Source organism: Serratia sp. CY82433 (assembly GCF_052166535.1).
Classification (GTDB): Bacteria; Pseudomonadota; Gammaproteobacteria; order Enterobacterales; family Enterobacteriaceae; genus Serratia; species Serratia sarumanii.
Window position 1 is genome coordinate 2,397,591 of the sequence record NZ_JBJNOR010000001.1, and the last position, 22,528, is coordinate 2,420,118.

At 63.4% G+C, this 22,528-nt stretch carries 22 protein-coding genes and 1 tRNA gene; 5 read left to right on the forward strand and 18 right to left on the reverse strand.

What is annotated here, in order from left to right; translation table 11 throughout:
* Nucleotides 1–45 precede the first annotated feature (45 nt).
* From ACJ8PI_RS11680 to citC, 12 genes are all read right to left on the reverse strand, one after another.
* Nucleotides 46–1,236 carry an isochorismate synthase gene (locus ACJ8PI_RS11680; protein ID WP_164134729.1) on the reverse strand — a complete coding sequence of 397 codons (1,191 nt, stop codon included), beginning with the start codon at nt 1,234–1,236 and terminating at the stop codon, nt 46–48.
* Nucleotides 1,237–1,425: 189 nt separating this feature from the next.
* Nucleotides 1,426–2,118, reverse strand: coding sequence for a 4'-phosphopantetheinyl transferase family protein (locus ACJ8PI_RS11685; protein WP_164134730.1), 693 nt, complete (start codon nt 2,116–2,118; stop codon nt 1,426–1,428).
* A 34-nt stretch (nt 2,119–2,152) separates the two neighbouring features.
* Entirely contained in the window at nt 2,153–2,524 is a 372-nt protein-coding gene (locus tag ACJ8PI_RS11690) for a HepT-like ribonuclease domain-containing protein (protein ID WP_064289846.1), read from the reverse strand.
* Entirely contained in the window at nt 2,521–2,811 is a 291-nt protein-coding gene (locus ACJ8PI_RS11695; RefSeq protein WP_164134731.1) for a nucleotidyltransferase family protein, read from the reverse strand. The genes ACJ8PI_RS11690 and ACJ8PI_RS11695 overlap by 4 nt, the downstream gene beginning before the upstream one ends.
* A gap of 120 nt (nt 2,812–2,931) precedes the next feature.
* Entirely contained in the window at nt 2,932–4,161 is a 1,230-nt protein-coding gene (gene agp / locus ACJ8PI_RS11700; protein WP_060438501.1) for a bifunctional glucose-1-phosphatase/inositol phosphatase, read from the reverse strand.
* A gap of 146 nt (nt 4,162–4,307) precedes the next feature.
* Nucleotides 4,308–5,771, reverse strand: coding sequence for an anion permease (locus tag ACJ8PI_RS11705; protein WP_033647927.1), 1,464 nt, complete (start codon nt 5,769–5,771; stop codon nt 4,308–4,310).
* A gap of 25 nt (nt 5,772–5,796) precedes the next feature.
* Nucleotides 5,797–6,681 (reverse strand): triphosphoribosyl-dephospho-CoA synthase CitG, encoded by an 885-nt coding sequence (citG, locus tag ACJ8PI_RS11710; RefSeq protein WP_164134732.1) that lies wholly within the window; start codon nt 6,679–6,681, stop codon nt 5,797–5,799.
* Nucleotides 6,662–7,210: a citrate lyase holo-[acyl-carrier protein] synthase gene (gene citX / locus ACJ8PI_RS11715; protein ID WP_033654921.1), complete on the reverse strand. Its 549-nt coding sequence runs from the start codon at nt 7,208–7,210 to the stop codon at nt 6,662–6,664. The genes citG and citX overlap by 20 nt, the downstream gene beginning before the upstream one ends.
* A gap of 3 nt (nt 7,211–7,213) precedes the next feature.
* The gene (citF, locus tag ACJ8PI_RS11720; protein ID WP_049211993.1) at nt 7,214–8,719 is read right to left on the reverse strand and encodes a citrate lyase subunit alpha; all 1,506 of its coding nucleotides are present in this window, start codon (nt 8,717–8,719) and stop codon (nt 7,214–7,216) included.
* Nucleotides 8,719–9,639: a citrate (pro-3S)-lyase subunit beta gene (gene citE / locus ACJ8PI_RS11725; protein ID WP_016927085.1), complete on the reverse strand. Its 921-nt coding sequence runs from the start codon at nt 9,637–9,639 to the stop codon at nt 8,719–8,721. Before citE ends, citF begins: the two co-directional genes overlap by 1 nt.
* The gene (gene citD / locus ACJ8PI_RS11730; RefSeq protein ID WP_019452464.1) at nt 9,623–9,931 is read right to left on the reverse strand and encodes a citrate lyase acyl carrier protein; all 309 of its coding nucleotides are present in this window, start codon (nt 9,929–9,931) and stop codon (nt 9,623–9,625) included. The genes citE and citD overlap by 17 nt, the downstream gene beginning before the upstream one ends.
* Nucleotides 9,931–11,001: a [citrate (pro-3S)-lyase] ligase gene (gene citC / locus ACJ8PI_RS11735; RefSeq protein WP_004940809.1), complete on the reverse strand. Its 1,071-nt coding sequence runs from the start codon at nt 10,999–11,001 to the stop codon at nt 9,931–9,933. The genes citD and citC overlap by 1 nt, the downstream gene beginning before the upstream one ends.
* Nucleotides 11,002–11,314: 313 nt before the next feature.
* Here citC and dpiA point away from each other — a divergent pair, with 313 nt between their 5' ends.
* The 3 genes from dpiA to ACJ8PI_RS11750 all read left to right on the forward strand — a co-directional run bounded on the left by dpiA (nt 11,315) and on the right by ACJ8PI_RS11750 (nt 15,383).
* Nucleotides 11,315–12,001, forward strand: coding sequence for a two-component response regulator DpiA (gene dpiA, locus ACJ8PI_RS11740; protein ID WP_021505854.1), 687 nt, complete (start codon nt 11,315–11,317; stop codon nt 11,999–12,001).
* Between the two features lie 102 nt (nt 12,002–12,103).
* Nucleotides 12,104–15,193, forward strand: a complete 3,090-nt coding sequence (locus tag ACJ8PI_RS11745) for a beta-galactosidase (RefSeq protein WP_164134733.1) — start codon at nt 12,104–12,106, stop codon at nt 15,191–15,193.
* Nucleotides 15,194–15,307: 114 nt separating this feature from the next.
* Nucleotides 15,308–15,383, forward strand: a tRNA-Asn gene (locus ACJ8PI_RS11750).
* A gap of 97 nt (nt 15,384–15,480) precedes the next feature.
* Here ACJ8PI_RS11750 and ACJ8PI_RS11755 read toward each other — a convergent pair.
* On the reverse strand, nt 15,481–16,314 hold the full coding sequence (locus tag ACJ8PI_RS11755; RefSeq protein WP_033635190.1) for an oxidoreductase: 834 nt from the start codon (nt 16,312–16,314) through the stop codon (nt 15,481–15,483).
* Between the two features lie 105 nt (nt 16,315–16,419).
* Here ACJ8PI_RS11755 and ACJ8PI_RS11760 point away from each other — a divergent pair, with 105 nt between their 5' ends.
* A complete protein-coding gene (locus ACJ8PI_RS11760; RefSeq protein WP_039565226.1) occupies nt 16,420–17,340 on the forward strand; it encodes an AraC family transcriptional regulator in 921 nt (306 codons plus the stop codon).
* 149 nt (nt 17,341–17,489) lie between these two features.
* Here the strand turns inward: ACJ8PI_RS11760 and ACJ8PI_RS11765 are convergent, their stop codons facing one another.
* Entirely contained in the window at nt 17,490–18,062 is a 573-nt protein-coding gene (locus ACJ8PI_RS11765) for a hypothetical protein (protein WP_164134734.1), read from the reverse strand.
* 129 nt (nt 18,063–18,191) lie between these two features.
* Between ACJ8PI_RS11765 and ACJ8PI_RS11770 the strand changes: the two genes are divergently transcribed.
* Entirely contained in the window at nt 18,192–19,082 is an 891-nt protein-coding gene (locus tag ACJ8PI_RS11770) for a LysR substrate-binding domain-containing protein (protein ID WP_164134735.1), read from the forward strand.
* Here ACJ8PI_RS11770 and ACJ8PI_RS11775 read toward each other — a convergent pair.
* The 4 genes from ACJ8PI_RS11775 to ACJ8PI_RS11790 form a co-directional block, all read right to left on the reverse strand.
* Nucleotides 19,079–19,807, reverse strand: coding sequence for a PA1136 family autoinducer-binding transcriptional regulator (locus tag ACJ8PI_RS11775; protein WP_319861180.1), 729 nt, complete (start codon nt 19,805–19,807; stop codon nt 19,079–19,081). The genes ACJ8PI_RS11770 and ACJ8PI_RS11775 overlap by 4 nt on opposite strands.
* Nucleotides 19,804–20,679, reverse strand: a complete 876-nt coding sequence (gene hchA, locus ACJ8PI_RS11780; RefSeq protein WP_164134737.1) for a glyoxalase III HchA — start codon at nt 20,677–20,679, stop codon at nt 19,804–19,806. The genes ACJ8PI_RS11775 and hchA overlap by 4 nt, the downstream gene beginning before the upstream one ends.
* Nucleotides 20,680–20,780: 101 nt before the next feature.
* Nucleotides 20,781–21,548, reverse strand: a complete 768-nt coding sequence (locus ACJ8PI_RS11785; protein WP_041035863.1) for an ABC transporter ATP-binding protein — start codon at nt 21,546–21,548, stop codon at nt 20,781–20,783.
* Nucleotides 21,535–22,524 carry a FecCD family ABC transporter permease gene (locus ACJ8PI_RS11790; RefSeq protein WP_223915296.1) on the reverse strand — a complete coding sequence of 330 codons (990 nt, stop codon included), beginning with the start codon at nt 22,522–22,524 and terminating at the stop codon, nt 21,535–21,537. The genes ACJ8PI_RS11785 and ACJ8PI_RS11790 overlap by 14 nt, the downstream gene beginning before the upstream one ends.
* Nucleotides 22,525–22,528: the final 4 nt, after the last annotated feature.

The window sequence follows — 22,528 nt, forward strand, 5'->3', positions numbered from 1 at the left end:
CCTGCGAAAGCGTATGACGCGGCGCGCACTGCGCCGCAAAGAGGCCTACAGCGCGCCGCTGTTCAGGCCGAAAGCGTTGAGCATGGTGCCCAGTTTGGCGGCGGTTTCCATCCACTCGGCCTGCGGCGTCGAGGCGGCGACGATGCCCGCGCCGGCGAACAGCCGCACCCGGTTGCCGCGCAGCAGGCCGCTGCGGATGACGATCGCCCACTCGCCGTCGCCGTTGGCGTCGCACCAGCCGACAATGCCGCTGAACAGGCCGCGATCGTGCGGTTCCAGATCGGCGATCAGTTGGCGGGCGCTCTCGGTCGGGAAGCCGCACAGCGCCGGCGTCGGATGCAGCAGGCAGGCCAGCTGCATCACATTGAGATTCGGGTTCAGCAGCTCGCCGCGAATGCGGGTGGACAGGTGCCACATGGTGCCGGTGCTGAGCAGCGACGGGCCGCTGGGCACGCTCAGGCTGGCGCACAGCGGCGCCAGGTGGCGGCGAATGTCGTCGATCACCAGCTTGTGTTCGTATTTGTCTTTGGTCGAGCGCATCAGGCGCTCGCTGCCGAGGCGATCCTGCTGCGGATCGTCCTGACGGCGCGCCGAGCCCGCCAGCGGATTGGTGTGGATCTCGCCGCCCTGCTTGCGGATCAGCAGCTCCGGGCTGGCGCCGATCAGCACGCCGCCATCGGCCAGCGGCAGGGAAAAGTGGTAACCGGTCGGGTTCTGCACCATCAAGTTATTGAGGATCTGGTGGCCCACCACCGGCTGCTCCAACTCGATGTCGAGGATGCGCGACAGCACCGCCTTGTCCAGCTTGCCTTGTTTAAAGCGGCTGACCGCTTCCGCCACCGCGTGCTTGAAGCGCGGCTCGTCCGGAATACTGGTGCAGGCGGCCAGGCGATGCGGCTGTTGCAGCATCGGGCGCGCGGCGCGGGTAAAGCTGTCGTTGGCGACAAACTGTAAACTTTCAGGCACATACAGGCTGGAAGGCCGGCGCGTATCGAACGGAATGGCGCCCACCACCACCGGCGTCTCCTGGCCGGCGGCTTTGGCGCGCGCCAACGCCTGGCGGATATGCTGCGCCAGCGCGCTGCCTTCCCGCTCGCCGCCGAACGCCGGCGTCTCGATACGCTCGAACACGCCGCTGGCGGAGAGGGAACGGAATTCGGACCGGTACAAAAAGGTCGATTGTTCGGCGTACACAAACCCGGGGAAGGTTTGGTTTTCTGTCGTCAGTGTCGCCACAAGACCACTCCTTTGTTGCGCCTTACCAATGATAATGTTTATGCGAATAATTATCATTAGCTGTAAAAGGAGGATAAATTACACCGGATCCCCAGCGTGGGTCAATCTCCGATGAATGAATCTTTCCGCCCGCCGCGGCAAACCTGCGTTACGGCAAATAAAGAAATAACACACTGTTATTATTGGATTTTAGCAAAAGATAAAAGTCGTGACATCGTCACCTTTACGCCAAAAACGCCCGCTAAACCGGCGACCGGCGGGGCAATTTGGCGTCAGCGTCTTAAGCAACGTTAATACAAACGTCTGCCGCTGCGCATCCACGGCGACCATGCGCGCATCGAGAAAATCGAAGTAACAGCGCACCTGCGGATACAGCGCCTTGAACAGGCTCTCTTTGGCGGAAAACGTCAGCGTCAGCAGTTCATTGAACGGCAGCGCCTCGCGCAGCAACGCCTCGCGCTCCGCCGGGGAAACGATCGCGCCCCACAACTCCTCCGCCCGCACGTCGGAGAGCAGCGTCTCCACATCCAACCCAACGCCGCCCAGCCCGCGCTCGCGGTGCACGGCGCACAGCGCGGTATCCGAATTATGGCTCAGCGCCCCGGCGATGCCCGGCGGCCACTGCGGCGCGCGATCTTCGCCGCGCGCCAGGGTGAAGTCGGCAAAACCGAGCGGCGCCAACAGTTGCCGCGCCAGAACACGCCCGGCCAGATACTCCGCGCGGCGCTTCGGCACCGCGCGCGCCAGATGATCCGGCAGTGCAAAACCCGCCTCGGGAAAACTGTCGTCGCGATACTCCGCCAGCGCAAAATGGCAGCGCGCCACCTGGCCCGGATAGCCGGCCGGCGTGAAAAATTCGATATTGCGGATAAAAGTGGGCAACCGGCAGGAACCAGAGTCACTGTCCAAAGAGAGTTTAATCACCGTCGTTTAACTTCTCGGCATCCTGGCGTACCGCCACCAGCTGTGTCAGCAGTTCCGGCAACGCCGTTTGCACCGTCGCCCAGACCACTTCAAGGTTGATATCAAAATAACCGTGCGCAATGCGATTACGCATGCCGCGCATGTTGCGCCAGGGGATTTCAGGATGACGTTGCGTAAACGCGGGGCTGCCATCCATGATTTTCGTCACGGCTTCACCGATGATAATCAGGCTCATAATGACGGCCTGCTGAGTGCGTTTATCTTCGATAAAATCTGCCGGCGCCAGGCCATCAACGAAATCGCAGGCATCCTGCGCCGCCTGTTGCATGTGGCTCAGATAATCGACCAACCGCGCATCTTTCATACCGGCTGGGCCTCCGCCAAAACCTGCTGGCGAAAGGCCGGCGGCAAATCGAGCGGCGTCAGCAGATCCACCTGAATGCCCAGCAGCGCTTCCAGCTCCAACTGCAGCCCTCCCAGATCAAACAACGTGGCGCCCGGCAACGCATCGACCAACAGATCCAAATCACTGCCCTCCCGATCGGTGCCATGCAGCACCGAGCCGAAAATACGCGGATTAGCCGCAGGGAACAGCCCAACCGTTTCTCGGATCGCCTGGCGATGCTCTGCAAGAACAATGGATGGTCGCATGGTTTTCTCTCCCCGTTACATCTAACGAAATGCTAGGTGATCGGTTGAGGGGATTCAAGCACAATCCCCCCGGCAGCCGCGCCTTCGCCTCTCCCCCGCGCGCGGGAGAGAGGCTGGGCATTACAAGATGCCTTTCATGGTCTTTTCGAAATCGCTCCAGGCGCAGAAGCCGTCCTTGTCGATCGGGCAGCCTTTCAGCGCCAGCGTCACGCGCTGCGGCGGGGTTTGCAGCGTCAACGGCGTCGCCTTGCGAAGCTGTTCGGTGGACTGATAGACGTACTCGATCTTCAGCAATTCACGGTCGTTCTGCGCGTCGCGCCAGCGCTGGAACACCAGTTTGCCGCCGATCGGCGTTTTTTCGTATTGCTGCGGCAGCTGATACGGCTGGAACTGCATGGCCGACAGCAGTGAGGCAATATTGGAATCGTGGCCGACCAGCACCGTCAGCTTCGGCGCGTCCGGTTTGCGCTCGCCCAGCAGCGCGTTGTTGATGTAGGTCAGCAGCGGCTTGGCGACGTTCTGCGCCACCACCGGCGAGGTGAACAGCGAATCCTGATAGCCGTCTTTCAGCTGCGCCAGCTGCTGCCACTGGTGCGGGGTGGCGATTTTGCCCCAGGCCACCTCTTTCATCGGAAAACCTTCGTAATACTGCAGCATAAAGGCGTCCACCAGCGAGTTGCCCACCCGCAGCGGGCCGGAGACGCCCGGCTCTTTGCCCGGCACCGCGCTCATCACGCTGGCTTCTTTGCTCAGGTCGCAGTGTTTGTCGGTCTTGCAGGCGGCGGAATCCTTGTAGTCGATGATCTTCGCCAGCTGTTGGTAAGAGGCGTCCAGCTTCAGCGATCCCAGCGCGGCGTTCATCGCCGCCAGCGCCTGCTGGTTGAAGGCCTCGCTGGTGTCGGTGATGATCGGGTTGAAGGTCGGATCCATCTCGCCCATCTTGTCCTGATGATGCACGCCGACGTCGCAGCCGGGGAACGCGCCGTTACTGAAGAACTGCGCGGTGGCCACCGTGCGCTGCAGGCTGTTGGCGTAGACGTACACGCTGCCGGCGGTCGGGCAGCCCTCTTGCGGCAACAGGCCGGTCTGCTTCAGCCAGGCGTTGAAGTAGTGCCCCATATACACTTCCAGCACCCCGCCCTTGGTGGTCAGCTGGCCGCCCGGCGTTTCCCAGGCCGGCCAGGCCTTCGGCGTGGACTGCGCCAGCACGCTGCCGTTGTTGGCCAGCGGCGCGCGCAGGTTATGGCGGCTCATCACCAGCACCTGTTCCAGCTGATAACCGCCGGCTTCCGCCAGCGCGTTCCCGGTGAATAACAAGGGCAGGCACAGCAATAGCGTTTTTTTTCTCATCCGCAGAGGCTCCCGGAAAATGATTATTTTTAAGGTGTTAGCGTTTGCCCGAGTATGATGGCGGGGTTAGTGTGACAAGTGTGTGACAGGGTTCACGGGAAAGGATCGTAACCGCGGCCACCGGGCGGTGGCCGCGTGGCTTCAACTCAGTACCACAGGCTCATGATCGGCCAGCCGATCAGCAGCAGCGCGGCGATGTAAACCACGCCGAGAATGCCGCCCAGGCGCCAGTAGTCTTTCGATTTCACATAGCCGCAGCCGTAGATGATCACCCCCGGCCCGGTGGCGTACGGCGTCAGCACGCCCATGATGCCGATCGACAGCACCAGCAGCATCGACAGCTGCTCCATCGGCACGCCCGGCAGCCCTTTGCCGACCGCCAGGATCACCGGCAGCATGGTGGCGGTGTGCGCCGACAGGCTGGCGAACAGGTAGTGGGCGAAGTAGAACACCAGCACCAGCGCCACCACCGTCATGTTCGGCGAGAAGCCGTCCAGATGGGTGCTCATGGTCTGGGCGAACCAGTCGATAAAGCCGGAGCGCGTCAGGCCGTTGGCCATCACCACCAGCGTCGCCAGGTTAACCAGCGTGTTCCAGGCGCTGGAGTATTTGGTGATCTCTTTCCACGACACCACGTGCAGCGCCAGCATCAGCGACACCGCCAGCAGACACACCGCGGTGGCGTCCAGCATTTTGCCGCCGAACACCCACAGGCACAGGCTGAGCAGCACCAGGCCGATCAAGGTGTATTCCTTGCGCGTCAGCTTGCCCATTTCCCCCAGCGCGGTATCCGCCCAGGCGGCCACTTCGCTGCTGTGGGTCACGCCCGGTTTGTACAGGTAGTAGGAGATCAGCGGCGCAACGATTAGCAGCAGCAGGCCGACCGGCAGGAACGCCAGGAACCACTGCATCCAGCTGATGTGCACCCCGGCGATCTTGCCGACGAACTCGATGCCCAGCACGTTCGGCGCGGCGCCGGTGACGAACATCGAGGAGCTGATGCTGGTGCCGACCACCATCATCCACATCAGGTAACCGCCGATGCGGCGCGAGGAGGGATCGTTGGGGAAAGAATCGAACAGCGGCGGCAGGTTTTTCACCACCGGGAACACCGTGCCGCCGGTGCGCGCGGTGTTGGACGGCGTGAACGGCGCCAGCAGGATATCGATGATCACCACCGCATAGCCCAGCGTCAGCGTGCGCTTGCCCATGAACTTCACCAGGAACAGCGCGATGCGCCGCCCCAGCCCGGTGGCCTCGTAGCCCAGTGCGAAGATAAAGGCGCCGAACACCAGCCAGACGGTGGTGCTGGAGAAGCCCGCCAGCCCCCATTTCAGCGCCTCTTTACCGGCCTTGAAGCCCGGCTCCGCCAGCTCCTGCGCGCCGAACAGCACCCAGTTGGCGCTGAGCACGCTGACGGTCACCGCGATAAAGCTGATGGCGGTGGCCGGGATCGGCTCCAGAATCATGCCGACGATCATCGCCACGAAGATGGCGAAGTAGTGCCACGCCTGTGGCGGCATGCCGTCGGGCACCGGTATCAATAACAGGATCGCGAGCACCGCCAGCGGCGCTATCGCTTTCCAGATCTTTTCCTGGGTTTGGGACATAGGGACTCTCCTGAAGGCTTGGTTATTATTCTTGGGCACCCAGCTGCGCCAGCAGCCAGGTCACTATCAACAGGTCGGCGCTGCCGCCGGGGCTGAGGTTGCGGGCGATACAGTCGGCATCGAAGCGCCGCAGGCGCGCCAGGCCCGCTTCCCCCGCCGAGCCGCCCTGCGCCAGCAGCAATGCCGCCCGGCGCCGCAGCCAGCGCAGCCCGTGCAGGCCGCCGCGCGAGGCGACGTTGGTGTCGTCGTTGTGGGCCATCAGCCACAGCAGGCTGTCCAGCAGCGCCCGCTGTTCGTCGCCGCCGGCGGCCAGCCGTTGCCGATACAGCGGCAGCGCGCCGTCAAGCACCAGCCGGAAACCGGCCTCCGCCTCGCCGCGCGCGCCGCTCAGCCCGTGCGCGGCGAACAGCCGCTGGCCGGCGGTCTGCCCGGCGTTGTTGCGCCGCAGCTCGCGATCCACCAGCCCCCGGCACATCGCCGCCACCTCGGCGCACAGCGCTTCGGCGACGATGGCGCGGCCCTGCTGCTGCAGGCGGCCGAAGGCGGTGCACAGCAACCCGAGCGAGAACACGCTGCCCTTGTGGGTGTTAATGCCGCCGGTGGCGCGAAACATCTGGTTTTCGCAGGCCAGGCCGAGCGGCCGCAGCCGCGCCAGCTGCTGCTCTGCCGGCAAAGCGGCGTCTTCGCGCCCGCGTTGGATAAAGCGCGGCAGCCACACGCCGATGGCGCGGGCGCTGCGGTAGAAGTGCCCGAGATCCATGTCGCGGTGGGCGCCGGTGTTATGGCGATCCACCAGCCCCGGCTTGGGCGTGAGGTTGACCTCCACCAGCAGCGCGCGGAAAGCGGCGCGGGCAAAGTCGCAGGCCGGTTCGACACGGTGGGCGGGCAGGTTAATCGGCAGAGATCGCATCGTTGAACATCCTTTCCATTTCATGCAGCAGCTGCTCGCTGCTATGCCGCCGCTGGCGGGCGCAGATCTTGGCCGGTTGGCCGCACAGCAGGCAGCGCCGTTCCGGCAGGCCGATGTCGCGGCGCGACAAAATGCGCCCCTGCGTATCCAGCACGTCGATATCCCACAGCCGGCCGATCGGGCGGCTCACCTCCAGCTGCATGGCGCAGTCCTTCACCCGCTGGGCGTCGGCGCGCAGCGCCACAAACCCTTCGCAGCCGGTGGAGAGCGCCAGCGCCTCGGCCTGCGGGCTGGGCCAGCCCTGTTCGGCGCACAGCCGCAGCAGCGCCGCCCACCCCAGGTTGAATATGCCGCGCGTCAGCGCGCTGTCCTTCACCGGGCCGGGCACCACCAGCGTCAGCACCAGCAGCGTGCACTCGTGCTGCGCCAGCCACGCCTGCTGGCGCGCCTGGCGGCATTCGCGGCTGGTGAGCAACTCCGGCAGGCTGACCGCGCGTTCAGCGGCCAGTTGGGGATCGACGGCGGCCATCGGCTACTCCACCACCTGATGCACCACGTCGATCACCGAGCCGTCGCGGTAGCGCACCACCGCCACCACCTTGTCGGTAAAGGCGATCGGCTGCGGTTCGCCGGTCAGCTGCAGCGCGCGGGCGCGCAGCCAATCGATGCTCACCACCTCCAGCCCGGCTTCCCGCAGGCGCTGCGCCAGCTCCGGCCGCGCCGGGTTGACGGCGATGCCGTGGTCGGTCACCAGAATGTCGATGCTGGAGCCTGGCGTGACGCAGGTGGTCACCTGCTCCACCAGCGTCGGGATGCGCCCGCGCACCAACGGCGCAACGATGATCGCCAGCCGCGCGGCGGCGGCGGTGTCGCAATGGCCGCCGGACGCGCCGCGCAGCACGCCGTCGGAGCCGGTCAGCACGTTGACGTTGAAGCCGGTGTCGATTTCCAGCGCGCTCAGCACCACCACGTCGAGCCGATCGACCGACGCGCCCTTGGAGCTGAAGTTGGCATATTGGTTGGCGCTGATTTCGATATGGCGCGGGTTGCGCGCCAGCGAGGTCGCCGCCGCCCGATCGAAGCTCTGCACGTCCAGCAGTTTGCCGATCAGCCCTTTCTCGTGCAGATCCACCATGGTCGAGGTGATGCCGCCGAGGGCGAACGCGGCACGAATGCCGCGGGCGCGCATCTTGTCCTCCAGGAACCGGGTCACCGCCAGCGAGGCACCGCCGGTGCCGGTTTGCAGCGAGAAGCCTTCGGTGAAATAGCCGGAACCGACGATCACCTCGGCGGCGCGGCGGGCGATCAGCAGCTCGCGCGGGTTCGAGGTCATGCGCGTGGCGTCGGCGCCGATCTTGTCGGCGTCGCCCACCCGCTCCAGCTGCACGATCAGATCCACCCGATCCTGCGCCAGGCTGGCGGGATGATGCGGATACGGCACCAGCTGCTCGGTCAACAGCACCACGGTGCCCGCCGCCTCGGCGTCCACCCGCGCATAGCCGAGCGAGCCGCAGCAGGCTTCACCGCTGTAACCGTTGGCGTTGCCGAACTCATCGCAGGCCGGCACGCCGAGGAAGGCCACGTCTATCTTCAGTTCGCCGGATTCGATCAGGTTGACACGGCCGCCGTGCGAGTGAATTTGCACCGGCTCCGCCAGCAGGCCGCGCGAAACGGCGTCCGCCAGCGGGCCGCGCAGCCCGGAGGTGTAAATGCGGCTCACCACGCCGTGGCGGATATGCTCAACCAGCGGCGCATGGCAGTCGGTCAGCGAGCTGGACGCCAGCGTCAGGTTGCGGAACCCCATCGCCGCCAGCGTCTCCATCACCTGATTGAGCGTCAAATCACCGCCGCGAAACGCATGGTGGAAGGAAATGGTCATGCCGTCCTGCAGTCCGCTGCGGCGCACCGCTTCCTGCAAGGAGTCGCACAGCTTGAGATCGCGCGGTTTGCGCGCCTGCAGATTGGCTTTGGAGACGTCCTGATAGCCCGGCAGATCCGCCGGGTTGGCGAAGGTCATCAATCGTTGTTGGCGGTTCATCATGCTTCCTCCCCGTGCTGCGCCGGTTCTTCCCGTAAGCCGGACAGCGCGGCGCGCTCCAGCACCAGCCGGGCGCGCTCAATCACCGGGCTGTCGACCATTTTTCCGTTGAGCGACACCACGCCGCGCCCTTCTCGCTCCGCCGCTTCGGCGGCGTCCACCACCCGCTGCGCGTGCGCCACCTCTTTGGCGGTCGGCGCGTACAGGTTGTGCAACAGCTCAATCTGGCGCGGGTTAATCAGCGATTTGCCGTCGAAGCCGAGCTGTTTGATCAGCGCCGCTTCCTGCAGGAAACCGGCTTCGTTGTTGGCGTCGGAATAGACGGTGTCGAACGCCTGAATGCCGGCGGCGCGCGCCGCCTGCAGCAGCGAACAGCGGGCAAACAGCAGCTCGATGCCCTCCGGCGAGCGCTCGGTGCGCAGGTTGCGCACATAGTCTTCCGCCCCCAGCGCGATGCCGATCAGGCGCGGCGAGGCGTGCGCGATCGCCACCGCGTTGGTGATGCCCTGCGCCGATTCGATCGCCGCCAGCAGCCCGGTGCTGCCGACCGGCCGCCCGCAGGCCGCTTCGATGGCGGCAATCTCGCGCTCCATGTCGACAACATCCTGCGCGCTGTCGGTCTTCGGCAGGCGCACAATGTCCGCGCCGCCGCGCACCACCGCCTGCAAGTCCGCCAGGCCGTAGGCGGAGTCGAGCGCATTGACGCGCACGATGGTTTCCACCTCCTGGTACAGCGGGTGCTGCAGCGCGTGGTACACCAGCCGGCGCGCCGCGTCTTTTTCACGCAGAATCACCGAGTCTTCCAGATCGAACATCAGCGCATCGGCCTGGTAGATAAAGGCGTTGCTGACCATCGCCGCGTTGGCGCCGGGAACGAACAGCATGCTGCGGCGCAGCCGGGTTTTATTCAGCGTTTTCATCTTTCGCCTCCCACGGCAGTTGGCCGCCCTCGCAGGCGCGCATCAGCGCCGTTTCCAGCCGGGCGCGCAGCACGCAGTCCAGCGCCCCCTTGTCGTCGACGATCACCTGCACCGGCTCCACCTCATAACGCTGCAGCACCTCCAGCAGGGTGTGGCGGATCGCCGCGCCGAACTGTTTTTCCACGCTGCTGGCGATCAACAGATCGTGCTGCGGCCCCTCTGCGGGCGCGATGCGCACCATGACATCGCTGGATTCCAGCGTGCCGGCCATTGCTTCTCGGATAATTTTCATCATTCACCTGATTGTGCGGACTCAAAAGGATGCGGGGCCGCCTTGGCCCGGCGCTGCGTTTGCAGATCCTGCAGGTAGTACAGGGTGTCCGGCGGCACCAGCGGCGCGGCGGCGTGGAAGTCCCCCGCCGCCAGCAGCTTGCGCACCCAGGAGGCGGAGATCGCCGTGCCCTGATATTGCAAACGCTCGATTTCCACCAGCGCGATCGGCGGGCTGGGCAGCGCCGGCGTTTCCAGCCAGTAACGCATGTCGCGGTTGTATTTCGCGGTCACCGCGCAGAACGGCTCGTTGCCGACGAAGCGGTGGGTAATGCCCAGCGCGGGCGCCAGATACTGGCGGAAGATCTTCAGATCGATTTCGGTGTAACAGTCGTCGGCCACGCCCTGATCCTTGATGAAGTAACAGGGGAAGGTGGCGCGCGAGATCACGTACTGCGAGCCTTCGTGTACCGTAAGGTTGGGGATATCGGCGGTGCCGGCCAGCACCAGCCGGCGGCGGTCTTCATAGCTGAAGCGCGAGGTGTTTTCCTTCACTAAAAACAGGTGCAGCCAGTCGCAGCGTTTGGCCGCCTGACGCACCAGATACTGATGCCCGCGGGTGAAGGGGTTGGCGTTCATCACAATGCTGCCGATGGTGTCGCCCGGCCGGCGCTGGCTCGCCAGCTGGGCGGCGTAGCGCTTCAGGCGGCACGGGCTGTTTTCCATCAGCACCACGATGCCCGGCACGGTGGCGATCGGGTAGAAACCGCACTGGCGGAACAGCGGCTCGTTCTGCACCTTGGTGTAGATAAACAGCTGGGTGTGGTGGCGCTCGTAGGCCAGGTTCACCAGCTCGGTCGCCAGCGCCAGCGCCAACCCTTCGCCGCGCATCAGCGGGCTGATGGCGACGCATTTGATAATATTGTCGGCGATGCCGCCGCAGGCGACCAATTTGTCGTGCTGGGTAACGGTAATAAATATTTCAACCGTGGTGTCGATATTCAGATCGTTACTGCGCAAGAAGGCGCTTATTTCCGAAATCGCTTTATGATCCGATCGCTTTACCCGATTAAATACGGCATCGCCTAACATAACACGCTCTCTGGGTTAACTGGCAAACAACAAATTAAATACAAAAAGGCATTTTAATTAACATCAGCAATGGTAATTAAAACCTTAAAAACCATGCAGATAAACGCGACTTTGCGTTCGACAAATTAATGGTAAACAGAAAAAAAACGCCGATTATTGACCTATTTCACAAACCGATTCCGGTTAATAAGTTATTTAATGTTCTTTATTTACTTAATTAATCTTATGGTGTTTATTATTGAGATAATCTTTATTTGGCGCCGCAATTTACTTACATTCATTTAGCATCTTGATTGCAATAGTAGGTTTCATTATGGAATGGCTGAACATCCTGATCGTTGAAGACGAAACGCCGCTGGCGGAGATGCACGCGGAGTTTATCCGCCAGAACGGCGGCTGCCGCCAGATTTGGCTGGCCGGCACGCTGGCGCAGGCGCGCGCCATGACCGAGCGCTTCAAGCCGGACCTGATCCTGCTGGACAACTTTCTGCCCGACGGCCAGGGCATCACCCTGCTGCGCGAACTGACGCTGAGCGGGTATCGCGGTGGCATCGTGTTCATCACCGCCGCCAGCGACATGGCCACCGTGGCCGAGGCGTTGCGTTACGGCGTATTCGACTACCTGATCAAACCGCTGGCCTATGACCGGCTGAGCCAGACCCTGCAGCGCTTCAGCCAGCGCCGCGAAGCGCTGAAAGACAAAGCGCGCCTCAACCAGCGCCGCATCGACGAGATGTTCAACACCTACGCCCGCGGCGAACAGCAGGCGGCGCTGCCCGCCGGCATCGACGAGCTGACGCTGGGCAAGGTCCGCGCGCTGTTTGCCGAACCCGCCGCGCGCCACACCGCTGAAAGCGTTGCGCAAAAAATGGGGCTCAGCCGCACCACCGCGCGCCGTTATCTGGAGTTTTGCACCGCCGCGCAGCAGCTGCGCGCCGAGATCATTTACGGCAAGGTCGGCCGCCCGCAGCGGATCTACCGCGCCGGCGAACCGCATTAGCGGTTATTTGATCGCCCTTGCAAGGTTGCGTGTAACCGCTTTACTTTTTATGCGCCAGTCAGCATCTTGGTGAGCATCACCTAGCCGACTGGACGATCGCCGATGCCCGCTGCGCCCCTTGCTTCCCTGACCGAGATCCTCGCCCGCCGTGACTGGCAAAACCCGGCCTGCACCCACTACCGCCGGCTGGACGCCCACCCGCCGTTCGCCAGCTGGCGCACGGTGGAAGACGCGCGCGACGATGCCCCCAGCGTCAGCCGCCGCTCGCTGAACGGCGAGTGGCGCTTCAGCTATTTCCCGCGTCCAGAGGCGGCGCCGGAAGGCTGGCTGCAGCAGGATCTGCCGGACGCCGCCCCGCTGGCAGTGCCGAGCAACTGGCAGCTCGCCGGCTACGATGCGCCGATCTATACCAACGTGCGCTACCCGTTCCCGGTCGATCCGCCGCGCGTGCCGGAAGACAACCCGACCGGCTGCTACTCGCGCACCTTCAGCGTCGATCCGGCCTGGCTGGCCGCCGGCCAGACGCGCATCATCTTCGACGGCGTCAACTCGGCGTTCTATTTGTGGTGCAACGGCCACTGGGTCGGCTATTCGCAGGACAGCCGCCTGCCGGCGGAGTTCGATCTCAGCCCGTGGCTGCAGCCGGGTGAAAACCGGCTGGCGGTGATGGTGCTGCGCTGGTGCGACGGCAGCTATCTGGAAGATCAGGACATGTGGCGCATGAGCGGCATCTTCCGCGACGTCAGCCTGCTGCACAAACCCGCCGCGCACCTGAGCGATGTGCGCATCACCACGCCGCTGCATGACAGCTTTACCCGCGGCGAACTGGTGGTGACGGCGCGCGCCAGCCGGCCCGGCCCGCTGCAGGTGCAGGTTCAGCTGTGGCGCGATGGCGCGCGGGTGGCCGAACGCACCCAGCCGCTCGGCAGCGAGATCGTGGACGAGCGCGGCGCCTATGACGATCGCGTCACGCTGCGCCTGCCGGTAGAACGCCCGGCGCTGTGGAGCGCCGAAACGCCCGCGCTGTATCGCGCCACCGTCGCCCTGCTCTCGCCCGAGGGGGAGATTTTCGAGGTGGAGGCCTATGATGTCGGCTTCCGCCAGGTGGACATCAGCGGCGGGTTGCTGAAGCTCAACGGGCTGCCGCTGCTGATCCGCGGCGTTAACCGCCACGAGCATCATCCGCGCCACGGCCAGGTGATGGACGAGGCGACGATGCGCCACGACATCCTGCTGATGAAACAGCACAACTTCAACGCGGTGCGTTGCTCGCATTACCCAAACCACCCGCTGTGGTATCGGCTGTGCGATCGCTACGGGCTGTACGTGGTGGACGAAGCCAATATCGAGACCCACGGCATGCAGCCGATGAACCGCCTGGCTGACGATCCGCTGTGGCTGCCGGCGATGAGCGAGCGCGTCACCCGCATGGTGCAGCGCGATCGCAACCACCCCTGCATCATTATCTGGTCGCTGGGCAACGAGTCCGGCCACGGCGTGAACCACGACGCGCTGTACCGCTGGGTGAACAGCCAGGATCCGACCCGCCCGGTGCAATATGAAGGCGGCGGCGCCGACACCGCCGCCACCGACATCATCTGCCCGATGTATGCGCGGGTGGATCAGGATCAGCCGTTCCCGGCGGTGCCCAAATGGGCGATCGGCAAGTGGATCGGCCTGCCGGAGGAACAGCGGCCGCTGATCCTGTGCGAATACGCCCATGCGATGGGCAACAGCTTCGGCGGCTTTGAGCGTTACTGGCGCGCGTTCCACGAACATCCGCGCCTGCAGGGCGGCTTTGTCTGGGACTGGGTCGATCAGGCGCTGATCAAGCGCGACGCACAGGGCGAAGAGTTCTGGGCCTACGGCGGCGACTTCGGCGATACCCCCAACGATCGCCAGTTCTGCCTGAACGGGCTGGTGTTCGCGGATCGCACCCCACACCCGGCGCTGTTCGAAGCGCAGCGGGCGCAGCAGCTGTTCCGCTTCGCCTTCGACGCCGCCTCGCTGACGCTGACCGTCACCAGCGATTACCTGTTCCGCCAGACCGACAACGAGCAGCTCAACTGGCGGCTGGAGCTGGACGGCGTGGAGCGCGCCAGCGGCAGCTTCAATCTGGCGCTGCCGCCGCAGGGCAGCCATAGCTTCACCCTGCTCGACCGCCTGCCGATGCTGCATCAGCCCGGCGAGCTGTGGCTGAACGTGGAGGTGGTGCAGCCGCAGGCCACCGACTGGTCCGAAGCGCATCACCGCTGCGCCTGGGATCAATGGCGGGTGCCGCGCGCGCTGCATCCCGCGCCGCCGCCGGCGCAGGGCGTGCCGCCCACGCTGACTGAAGACGATCAGGGGCTGACCCTCACCCACGGCGACCAGCGCTGGCGCTTCGAGCGCAGCAGCGGCCATCTGACGCAGTGGTGGCAGAATGAGCAGCCGCAGCTGCTGACGCCGCTGCGCGACGGCTTTGCGCGCGCGCCGATCGATAACGACATCGGCGTCAGCGAGGCGGACCGTATCGATCCCAACGCCTGGATCGAACGCTGGAAGCTGGCGGGCCTGTACCGGCTGGAGGAACGCTGCACGCGGCTGCAGGCCGATGCGCTGCAAAACGGCGTGCAGGTGGTGAGCGAACACCAGTTCGGCGTGGACGGGCAGATTTTGCTGATCGGCCGCAAACAGTGGCTATTCGATGCGCTGGGCGCGGTGAACGTGAGCGTGGAGGTCGAGGTGGCCGACGCCCTGCCGCCGCCGGCGCGCATCGGCCTGCACTGCCAACTGGCGACGGTGCAGCCACAGGCGGAATGGCTGGGCCTGGGCCCGCACGAGAATTACCCGGATCGCCGCCTGGCCGCGCAGCACGGGCGCTGGCGCCTGCCGCTGGCAGATTTGCACACGCCGTATATTTTCCCCGGCGAGAACGGCCTGCGCTGCGACACCCGCAGCCTGCGCTACGGCGGCTGGCGCATCGACGGCCGCTTCCACTTCTCGCTCAGCCGCTACGGCCTGCAACAGCTGATGGCCTGCAGCCACCAGCATCTGCTGCAGCCGGAAGCCGGCACCTGGCTGCATCTGGACGGCTTCCATATGGGGGTGGGCGGCGACGACTCCTGGAGCCCGAGCGTGCACCGGGATTACCTGCTCACCGCCGGCGTTTACCGCTATCAGCTGCGCCTGCAGCGGGCGCCCGAGGGCTAAATCTGCCAAAAAACTCAACGGGTTGCGCATTCTGTAAGCAAACAGTCACAGAATGTGTAATCCGCCTTTGACATGCCGACGGCGCCTCGCTATTATTCGCCCCGTTCAAACGATTCCTCTGTAGTTCAGTCGGTAGAACGGCGGACTGTTAATCCGTATGTCACTGGTTCGAGTCCAGTCAGAGGAGCCATATTTAGAGAAGCCCGCTCAGGGAAACCCGAGCGGGCTTTTTGCTGTTGGGCGGATCATAATCGATGATCCCCTACACACTCTCTATCCGAAACCGGTCAGCCATCCGTTGAACGGGTAAGTTGCTCCCATTGTTCAATTTCCTTACCTAACGCCTCGAGCTTTTGCCGCACCAAACTTAATGCGTCACTGCCTAACAACAGATGCGTGGGTGGGGTCTGGCTCTCGATCAATGCCAGCATGGCGTGAGCCGCCTTCACGGGATCGCCGAGTTGCTTGCCGCTTTTTTCCTGACGCGCCTGACGAACAGGTTCAAATAACGCGTCATAGTCCGGGAGACGGCGAGGGCTACGTACCATTGAGCGCCCGGCCCAGTCCGTCCGAAACGAGCCGGGCGCTACTGCGGTCACGTGTATGTTGAACGGGACAAGCTCTTTGCTTAACGTTTCTGATATCCCTTCCAGTGCAAATTTGCTGCCGCAGTAATAGCTGATACCAGGTAAGGTAATGAAGCTGCCCATTGAGGTGATATTAATAATGTGGCCGCGACGGCGCTGGCGCATGCCCGGCAGCACGGCTTTGATCATCGCCACCGCGCCAAACACATTGACGTCAAACTGGCGGCGCAGCTCTGCAAGCGGGGATTCTTCCAGTATGCCTTCATGGCCGTAACCGGCATTGTTCACCAGCACATCTATCGGGCCGACGGCGGACTCTATCTCTCCAACCACCTCATCAATACGTTCAACGTCCGTGACATCAAGCAGATAGCCAAAAGCCCGCTGCGTATCGAGCGCGCCGAATGCCTGCAGTGCTTCGCTGTTGCGCACCGTCCCTACAACCCGATGCCCTACGGCGAGGGCTTCCCGCGCCAGCGCCTGGCCAAAGCCACTGCTGACGCCGGTGATTAAAATCGTTTTTGCAGATGCCATACAAAGAACTCCCATGAACCATGAAGGTTGCATGGTATTCTCTGTACTGCCGCATTTTTAGGCCGTATCTTCTCTTTTTCTTGCCTGATTTTATGAGGTGGTGGGATGTCCGACATGATTGCCCTGATGAATAGACTTGCGGTGCAAGAGGGATACAACCTCACTGCCCTACCTGATGTGCGAATTTTGCGATCCGATCGCCCGCTTGCCAGAACGCCGGTGCTTTACGATCCGGGGATCGTGATTGTCTGTCAGGGCAGCAAACGCGGCTATTTCGGCCAGCAGACCTATTTATATGATGAGCAGCACTACCTGGCGGTTTCGGTGCCGGTGCCGTTTGTGATGGAAACCGATGCGTCGGCAGCACATCCGCTGCTGGCGATTTATATGCATCTGGATTTTCAGCTTGCCGCTGAACTGATGTTGCAGATTGAACAGCATGGCGCCCCGCACCCTCCCGTCGCGCCGCAAAGCATGATGTCGAGCCCCATGGACGACAGGGTAAAAATGGCCGTACTTCGCTTACTTGAAGTCCTGGCTGACCCGCTAGAGGCGGCGATCCTCGGCCCGACGCGGCTGCGTGAGCTTTATTTCCGCGTGCTGACAGGCGCACAGGGCAACGCCATGCGTGCCGCGCTGGCCTTGCAGGGCCAGTTTGGCAAAATCGGTAAAGCGCTGCAGCACATCCATGCCGCTTACGCGGAGCCGCTAACGCTGACGCAGCTGGCGATGAAGGCCGGCATGAGCGTGCCGACCTTTCATAGCCATTTCAAAGCGATAACGAAGATGCCGCCGATGCAGTATGTGAAATCGGTACGCCTGCACCAGGCACGGATGCTGATGGTGCGCCAACAAATCACCGCCGCCGCCGCGAGTTACGCCGTTGGCTATGAAAGCCCATCGCAATTTAATCGCGAATTCAAACGTCTGTTTGGCCTGCCACCGGCAGAGGAGATAAAACGCATGCAGCGTAACTTCGCCATTCCGCCCGCGCAGCCTGCCTCGGTATTTGTTTCGTCGCACTGAGGCTTGTTCGGTATGGCAAACGCTACCTTGAGGTAGGTAGCGTCCGTTTATGCCACAAAACCAACCGTCGGATCACCTACTCAACAATCTCCGCAAACACCAAAAAGCCCGCCCCGTCCCCAAGCAGGCCTTTAACCCTCTGCAATGTTTCAACCTCTATCCCGCTCCGCTACCCGAGCCATCAACGCCCCCAGCAACGCCAGATCGACCAGCAACGCCAGCGCGAAACAGCTTCCTCTCACGCCCGGCGCGGCGTAGGTTTGAATCAGCAACGCGGCAACCCCCACGGCCACGATGGTCACCACCGTCGTCAGCCTGCACGCCACGGCGAACGCCGTTTTCTCCCCCACCGCCGTGCGGTAAGCCACGCCCTGCCCCAGGCCGCCGAGGGCGATGCCCGCCAGCAGGGCCGGCCAATCATGGCCGCCGAACAGCATCAGCAGCGTCAATAGCCACCCCGCCGCCGCCAGCAAAAACCCGTAGCGGAGCATAGCCAGCGCAGGCCGCTTCCGCAGCGGCTGCCAGCGGGCCAGCGCGGCGCCGCCGAGAAACGCCAGCGCCAATGCCGTTAGCAGCATCAGCGCTGCGCCGATGCCCAGCAGGCTTTCGGTCTTCAGCAGCAAAGCGCCTGCCGCGACCGGCACGCTGAGCGCCAGACCGCTCGCCGCCGTTCCCGTGTGTTCCATGGCGCCCAGGGCGCCGTTGTTGACATATATGCTCATCGTTAACTCCCGACATGGTGGAAATGATGAAATAAATTCATTTCCCTGTTCACATGTCAGTAGCCTATCTCTTGTATAATCGGTCAGACAAACTCATAGTTTTCAGCCTTAGATGAGAATAACTCAGTCATGAGAAAACCCCGTTTGCCGCCGCTGGGCGCGCTGCGCGCCTTCCACGCCGTGGCCGGCTGCCGCAGCTTCAAACTGGCCGCCGAGGAGCTGGGCGTCAGCGCGACGGCGGTCAGCCATCAGATCAAGCTGCTGGAGTCGGTGCTGGCATGCCGGGTGTGCGAGCGCAGCGCGCAGGGCGTCAGCCTGACCGAGACCGGCGAGATCCTGTATGCCGGCACCCAGCGCGCCTTCGCCGCACTGGAGCAGTCCGTCGCCCAAATCACCCGCGCCCAACAGCCGCCGGCGCTGACCGTCACCACCACCTCCAATTTTCTCACCCACTGGCTGGTGCCGCGCCTGGCGGATTTCAAGGCGGAGTTTCCCGCCATCGATCTGCGCCTGCACACCAGCGTCGAGCGCGTCGATCTCAACCAGCGCACCGTGGACGTCGCCATCCGCTACCGCGAAACGCCGGAAACCGATCTGCACTGCACCCTGCTGCATGAGGATCGCTTTATCGTGGTGGCCAGCCCGGCGCTGGCGCTGGAGCGCAGCGAGGATTTGCAGCGGGTAACGCTGTTTCACGTGGAACATCGGCAGGTGCCCGCCGACGCGCCGACCTGGGAAAACTGGCGGCGGCGCTACGGGCCGGAAGGGTTGAACGTGGAAGCCGGGCTGACCTTCAGCGACGAGACGCATGCGCTGCAGGCGGCGGTGGCGGGCCAGGGGGTGGTGATCGCCAGCCGGCTGCTGGCGCGCGATTTGTTGCAGCGCGGCGTGCTGGCCGCGCCGTTCGAGATGTCGTTACCCGGCGCCAACTATTACCTGGTGACCACCGAAGAAACCGCGCAGCGCCCCGATATCATTGCGCTGCGCGAGTGGCTGCTGCGGCAAATGGCGGCGGGCTAACGGCGCTCGGGGGCGATTTCCCCCAGGCGGATCGCCACGCTGATGGCCTGCGCGGTGGTGGCGGCACCAAGGCGTTGGCGAATGCGCCGCAGGTGGTTTTCCACCGTGCGTTCAGACAGGCCGAGCATCGCGGCGATATCCGCCTGCCGCCGGCCGATGGCGGTCCAGCTCAGCACCTCGCGCTCACGCGCCGACAGACGCGCCTCCCCCTCGCCGGCCGCCGGTGCGAACAGCCGCCGCGCCGCCTGAAAGGCCGCCGTGCCTACGAGCGACAACGCCAGCCGCGCCGGCGGCGAAGCGTCGATGCGCTCGCCCCCCAGGCTGACGGCGCCCTCCAAACCGGCCGGGCCGAACACCGGGATCTGCACGCCGTGCAGGCCGGCGCCACGCGGCACGGGCACAATCCGGTAGCGCTCGCCCTGCTGCGCCCGAGTCTTGGTCCAGAAAAACGGCTCGGTGGCCCGCAGCATATGCCGGGTCACCGGGCAGTGCCGCACGTAGGTCAGCGCATCGACGGCCTCGCCGTCGCCGAACCAGTCGCCCTCGACCCAATAGATATGCTCGATCCCCGCCTCCGCCGCGGCGGAGGCGGAAAACAGCACAAAGCGATCGAAGCCGAACGGCGCGGCGAAGGCGCGAACCCGCCCCTGAATGGCGGACAGGGTTCGCTCGTGGTCCATCGCCAGCGCCGTCTGGAAAGCGCGCTGCGCGATCTCGTCGCTCATCGCGCGGCGACGTCGGCCAGCAGCGTCTCTGCCGCCAGCTGGCCGAGGTTGTTGGAAGCCAGCGGGCTGTCGCCGGTCAGCAGGCGCCGATCTTTATGCACCTTGCCGGTAATGTCGGCGTTAACGATCTTCACGCCCCGCTCGCGCAAGCGCTCGCCCACCAGCCAGGGCATCGGGCCGGGGATGTAGCCGATGTCGATGTTGGCGCCGGTATCGAGCGAGTCCGGGAACACGCACATCTCATAGCCGCGATAGAGGAAATCCTCTTTGCTCTCGCCGATGCCCGCCGCCAGCAAACCGGCCGGCCCGTGGCACAGCGAAATCACGTAGCGATCGTTGTCGTGCGCCCAGTGCAGGGTCTTTTTCACCTCTTCGCTGAACGGGATATCATTCAGCACGCCGTGGCCGCCGGGGATGAAAACGCCGAGGTAGTTGCCGCCATCCAGATCCTTCACCACCTCCGTCAGCTTTTTCGGCTGCTTGAGCTGGCTGCGGTACTTCTCGTAGGTGGCCTTGACCGCGTCGTCTTCCTGCGGGAACGCCCACATCTCCAGCTTCACCGGATCGCCGGACGGCGTGGCGATGTCGATCTTGAAACCGGCCAGATCCAGGTGATGCATCGGCAACAGCATCTCGACCGGGTGATTGCCGGTGGAGAAGAACTTGCCGTTTTGCATCAGCAGGTAACGCTCCTGCGAGGCGATCATCAGCACCTTCCACTTGCCGCCGCGATAGGCGTTCGGGTAGCTGGCGCCCGCGAAGTCGGTTTTGGACGAGGTGTACTGGCTGAGGGAGTAAGGTGATGGGAAGAACGCGTTGTCTTCCGCCACATCCGGGGTGGGATTACGATCGTTGGACACTGAATCAGTCATGATTATCTCCATATTCACCGTTACGTTGCCCTTTCAGCTTAAATAACCGCCGGCGGGGCCGCAATGAGGGATATCCCTCAAGCAATCCTTGCAGCCGAAACTCAGGCGAGATTGCGTAGAGCGATAATAAAGGTTTCTTCGCTGGCGCCCTGGTGTTCATAGCGGCATTTTCTGACCGGCACCCGGAAATAGCGCTCCAGGATATCTTCCTGCAGCACTGCGCTTTTAACGCCAAACAGCGACTGCCGTTTTGCCATCAGTAAACACTTGTCGGAGATGCGTTCGGCGTAATTGAGGAAATGCGTATTCAGCACGATCGTCATCTGCCGCTCTTTGGCGAGGCGCCACAGCATTTCGATCATTTTGGCCTGATTGTAAAAATCCAGATTCGATTCCGGTTCGTCGAGGATCATGACGTCGGGATCTGCCACCAGCGCCTTGGCGAAATAACACATCTGCAGTTCACCGCCGCTGATCTGGTTGATATTTTTCTGCGCCAGCGGCGCGATCTCCAGCGCGTGCAACACCGCCTGCGCCCTGGTGAAATCTTGCCGCCGCGGCCCGGCGAACCATCCCGTCTGGCGGGCGCAGCCGAAAGTGACAAAATCGAGTACGCCATAGGAAAAATGTGGCGCCTTCGCCTGCGGCACGTAGGCCAGGCGCGCCTCTCGATTATCGACGCGGCCGATCTCGCACCTGCCGGCGCTGGGCCGACACAGGCCCGCAATATTTCTCAGCAGCGTCGTTTTGCCGGCGCCGTTCGGGCCCAGCACGCTGAGGATCTCGCCGCGCTTAAGCTCGAAGCTGACGTTGTCGAAAATGGGCTCCCGCCCCTTGAAACCAAAGGCTAGCCGGCTAGCGGTGATCATATCGATTCCCCAGAATAAAAAGCACCGCGAAAAGCGGCGCGCCGATCAGCGCGGTCAGGATGCCGATTGGAATTTCCGTATAGGTGGCGCCTCTCGCAATATTGTCGATAACCAGCAAAAACAACGCGCCGCAGAGCGCCGATGCTGGGATCAGACGGCCGTGGTTATATCCCAGCACGCTTCGCACCAAATGGGGGATCACCAAGCCAACCCACCCCACCACGCCGGCCAAACTCACCGAGGCGGAAACCAGCAGAGAGGCGGCGATCAGCAGCAGGATCTTCAGCCGCGACGGGTTCAGGCCGGCAATGCGCGCCTCGTCGTCCCCCAGCGAGAGAATGTTCATGTTCCACCTGAGCCGGTAGATAGTCAGGTAACACGCCGCAAACAGCGGGATCAGCCAATAGACCTGCGCTTTCGCCACCGAAGCGAAGCTGCCCATCAGCCAGAAGACGATGGCAGGCAAGGTATCCTGCGGATCGGCGACATATTTGATGGCCGAGACAAACGCGATAAACACCGACGCGATAATCATGCCGGACAGGATCGTCGTCAGCGCATCCTGCCGGCGTTTCAGGCGGCAAATGCCAAGCACCAGCAACAAACTCACCACGCCGAAAAGAAACGACAGCAGGGAACTCAGGGCAAAAGGCAAACTCAATAAAATGCCCAGCGCGGCGCCAAAGGCGGAGGCGGAAGACGTGCCCAGCACGTCCGGGCTGGCTAACGCGTTTTTCAGCACCGCCTGAAAGGTCGCGCCGGCGACCGCCAACCCGCCGCCCACCAGCATCACCGCCACCACCCGCGGCGCACGCAGGTTAAAAATCACCGAATAGTGGGCCTGGTTTTCCCCCGGCATGTTCCCCTGCCATAAAATCTGCAGCACGTCATGGGCCGACAAGGCGTAACGGCCGGCAAACAGTGATGCGACGGCAACCACACACAAGGCTAAAAACAGCCCTACCATGATCGCCATATAT

Excerpts from the sequence above, each read along its gene's own strand:
- agp (WP_060438501.1), bottom strand. The coding sequence starts at position 4,161 with ATGAGAAAAAAAACGCTATTGCTGTGCCTGCCCTTGTTATTCACCGGG.
- citG (WP_164134732.1), bottom strand. The coding sequence starts at position 6,681 with ATGCGATCTCTGCCGATTAACCTGCCCGCCCACCGTGTCGAACCGGCC.
- dpiA (WP_021505854.1), top strand. The coding sequence starts at position 11,315 with ATGGAATGGCTGAACATCCTGATCGTTGAAGACGAAACGCCGCTGGCG.
- ACJ8PI_RS11760 (WP_039565226.1), top strand. The coding sequence starts at position 16,420 with ATGTCCGACATGATTGCCCTGATGAATAGACTTGCGGTGCAAGAGGGA.
- ACJ8PI_RS11790 (WP_223915296.1), bottom strand. The coding sequence starts at position 22,524 with ATGGCGATCATGGTAGGGCTGTTTTTAGCCTTGTGTGTGGTTGCCGTC.
- citX (WP_033654921.1), bottom strand. The coding sequence starts at position 7,210 with ATGGCCGCCGTCGATCCCCAACTGGCCGCTGAACGCGCGGTCAGCCTG.
- ACJ8PI_RS11785 (WP_041035863.1), bottom strand. The coding sequence starts at position 21,548 with ATGATCACCGCTAGCCGGCTAGCCTTTGGTTTCAAGGGGCGGGAGCCC.
- ACJ8PI_RS11755 (WP_033635190.1), bottom strand. The coding sequence starts at position 16,314 with ATGGCATCTGCAAAAACGATTTTAATCACCGGCGTCAGCAGTGGCTTT.
- citE (WP_016927085.1), bottom strand. The coding sequence starts at position 9,639 with ATGAAAACGCTGAATAAAACCCGGCTGCGCCGCAGCATGCTGTTCGTT.
- citD (WP_019452464.1), bottom strand. The coding sequence starts at position 9,931 with ATGAAAATTATCCGAGAAGCAATGGCCGGCACGCTGGAATCCAGCGAT.
- hchA (WP_164134737.1), bottom strand. The coding sequence starts at position 20,679 with ATGACTGATTCAGTGTCCAACGATCGTAATCCCACCCCGGATGTGGCG.
- ACJ8PI_RS11775 (WP_319861180.1), bottom strand. The coding sequence starts at position 19,807 with ATGAGCGACGAGATCGCGCAGCGCGCTTTCCAGACGGCGCTGGCGATG.
- citF (WP_049211993.1), bottom strand. The coding sequence starts at position 8,719 with ATGAACCGCCAACAACGATTGATGACCTTCGCCAACCCGGCGGATCTG.
- ACJ8PI_RS11745 (WP_164134733.1), top strand. The coding sequence starts at position 12,104 with ATGCCCGCTGCGCCCCTTGCTTCCCTGACCGAGATCCTCGCCCGCCGT.
- ACJ8PI_RS11705 (WP_033647927.1), bottom strand. The coding sequence starts at position 5,771 with ATGTCCCAAACCCAGGAAAAGATCTGGAAAGCGATAGCGCCGCTGGCG.
- ACJ8PI_RS11690 (WP_064289846.1), bottom strand. The coding sequence starts at position 2,524 with ATGAAAGATGCGCGGTTGGTCGATTATCTGAGCCACATGCAACAGGCG.
- citC (WP_004940809.1), bottom strand. The coding sequence starts at position 11,001 with ATGTTAGGCGATGCCGTATTTAATCGGGTAAAGCGATCGGATCATAAA.
- ACJ8PI_RS11765 (WP_164134734.1), bottom strand. The coding sequence starts at position 18,062 with ATGAGCATATATGTCAACAACGGCGCCCTGGGCGCCATGGAACACACG.
- ACJ8PI_RS11770 (WP_164134735.1), top strand. The coding sequence starts at position 18,192 with ATGAGAAAACCCCGTTTGCCGCCGCTGGGCGCGCTGCGCGCCTTCCAC.
- ACJ8PI_RS11695 (WP_164134731.1), bottom strand. The coding sequence starts at position 2,811 with ATGCGACCATCCATTGTTCTTGCAGAGCATCGCCAGGCGATCCGAGAA.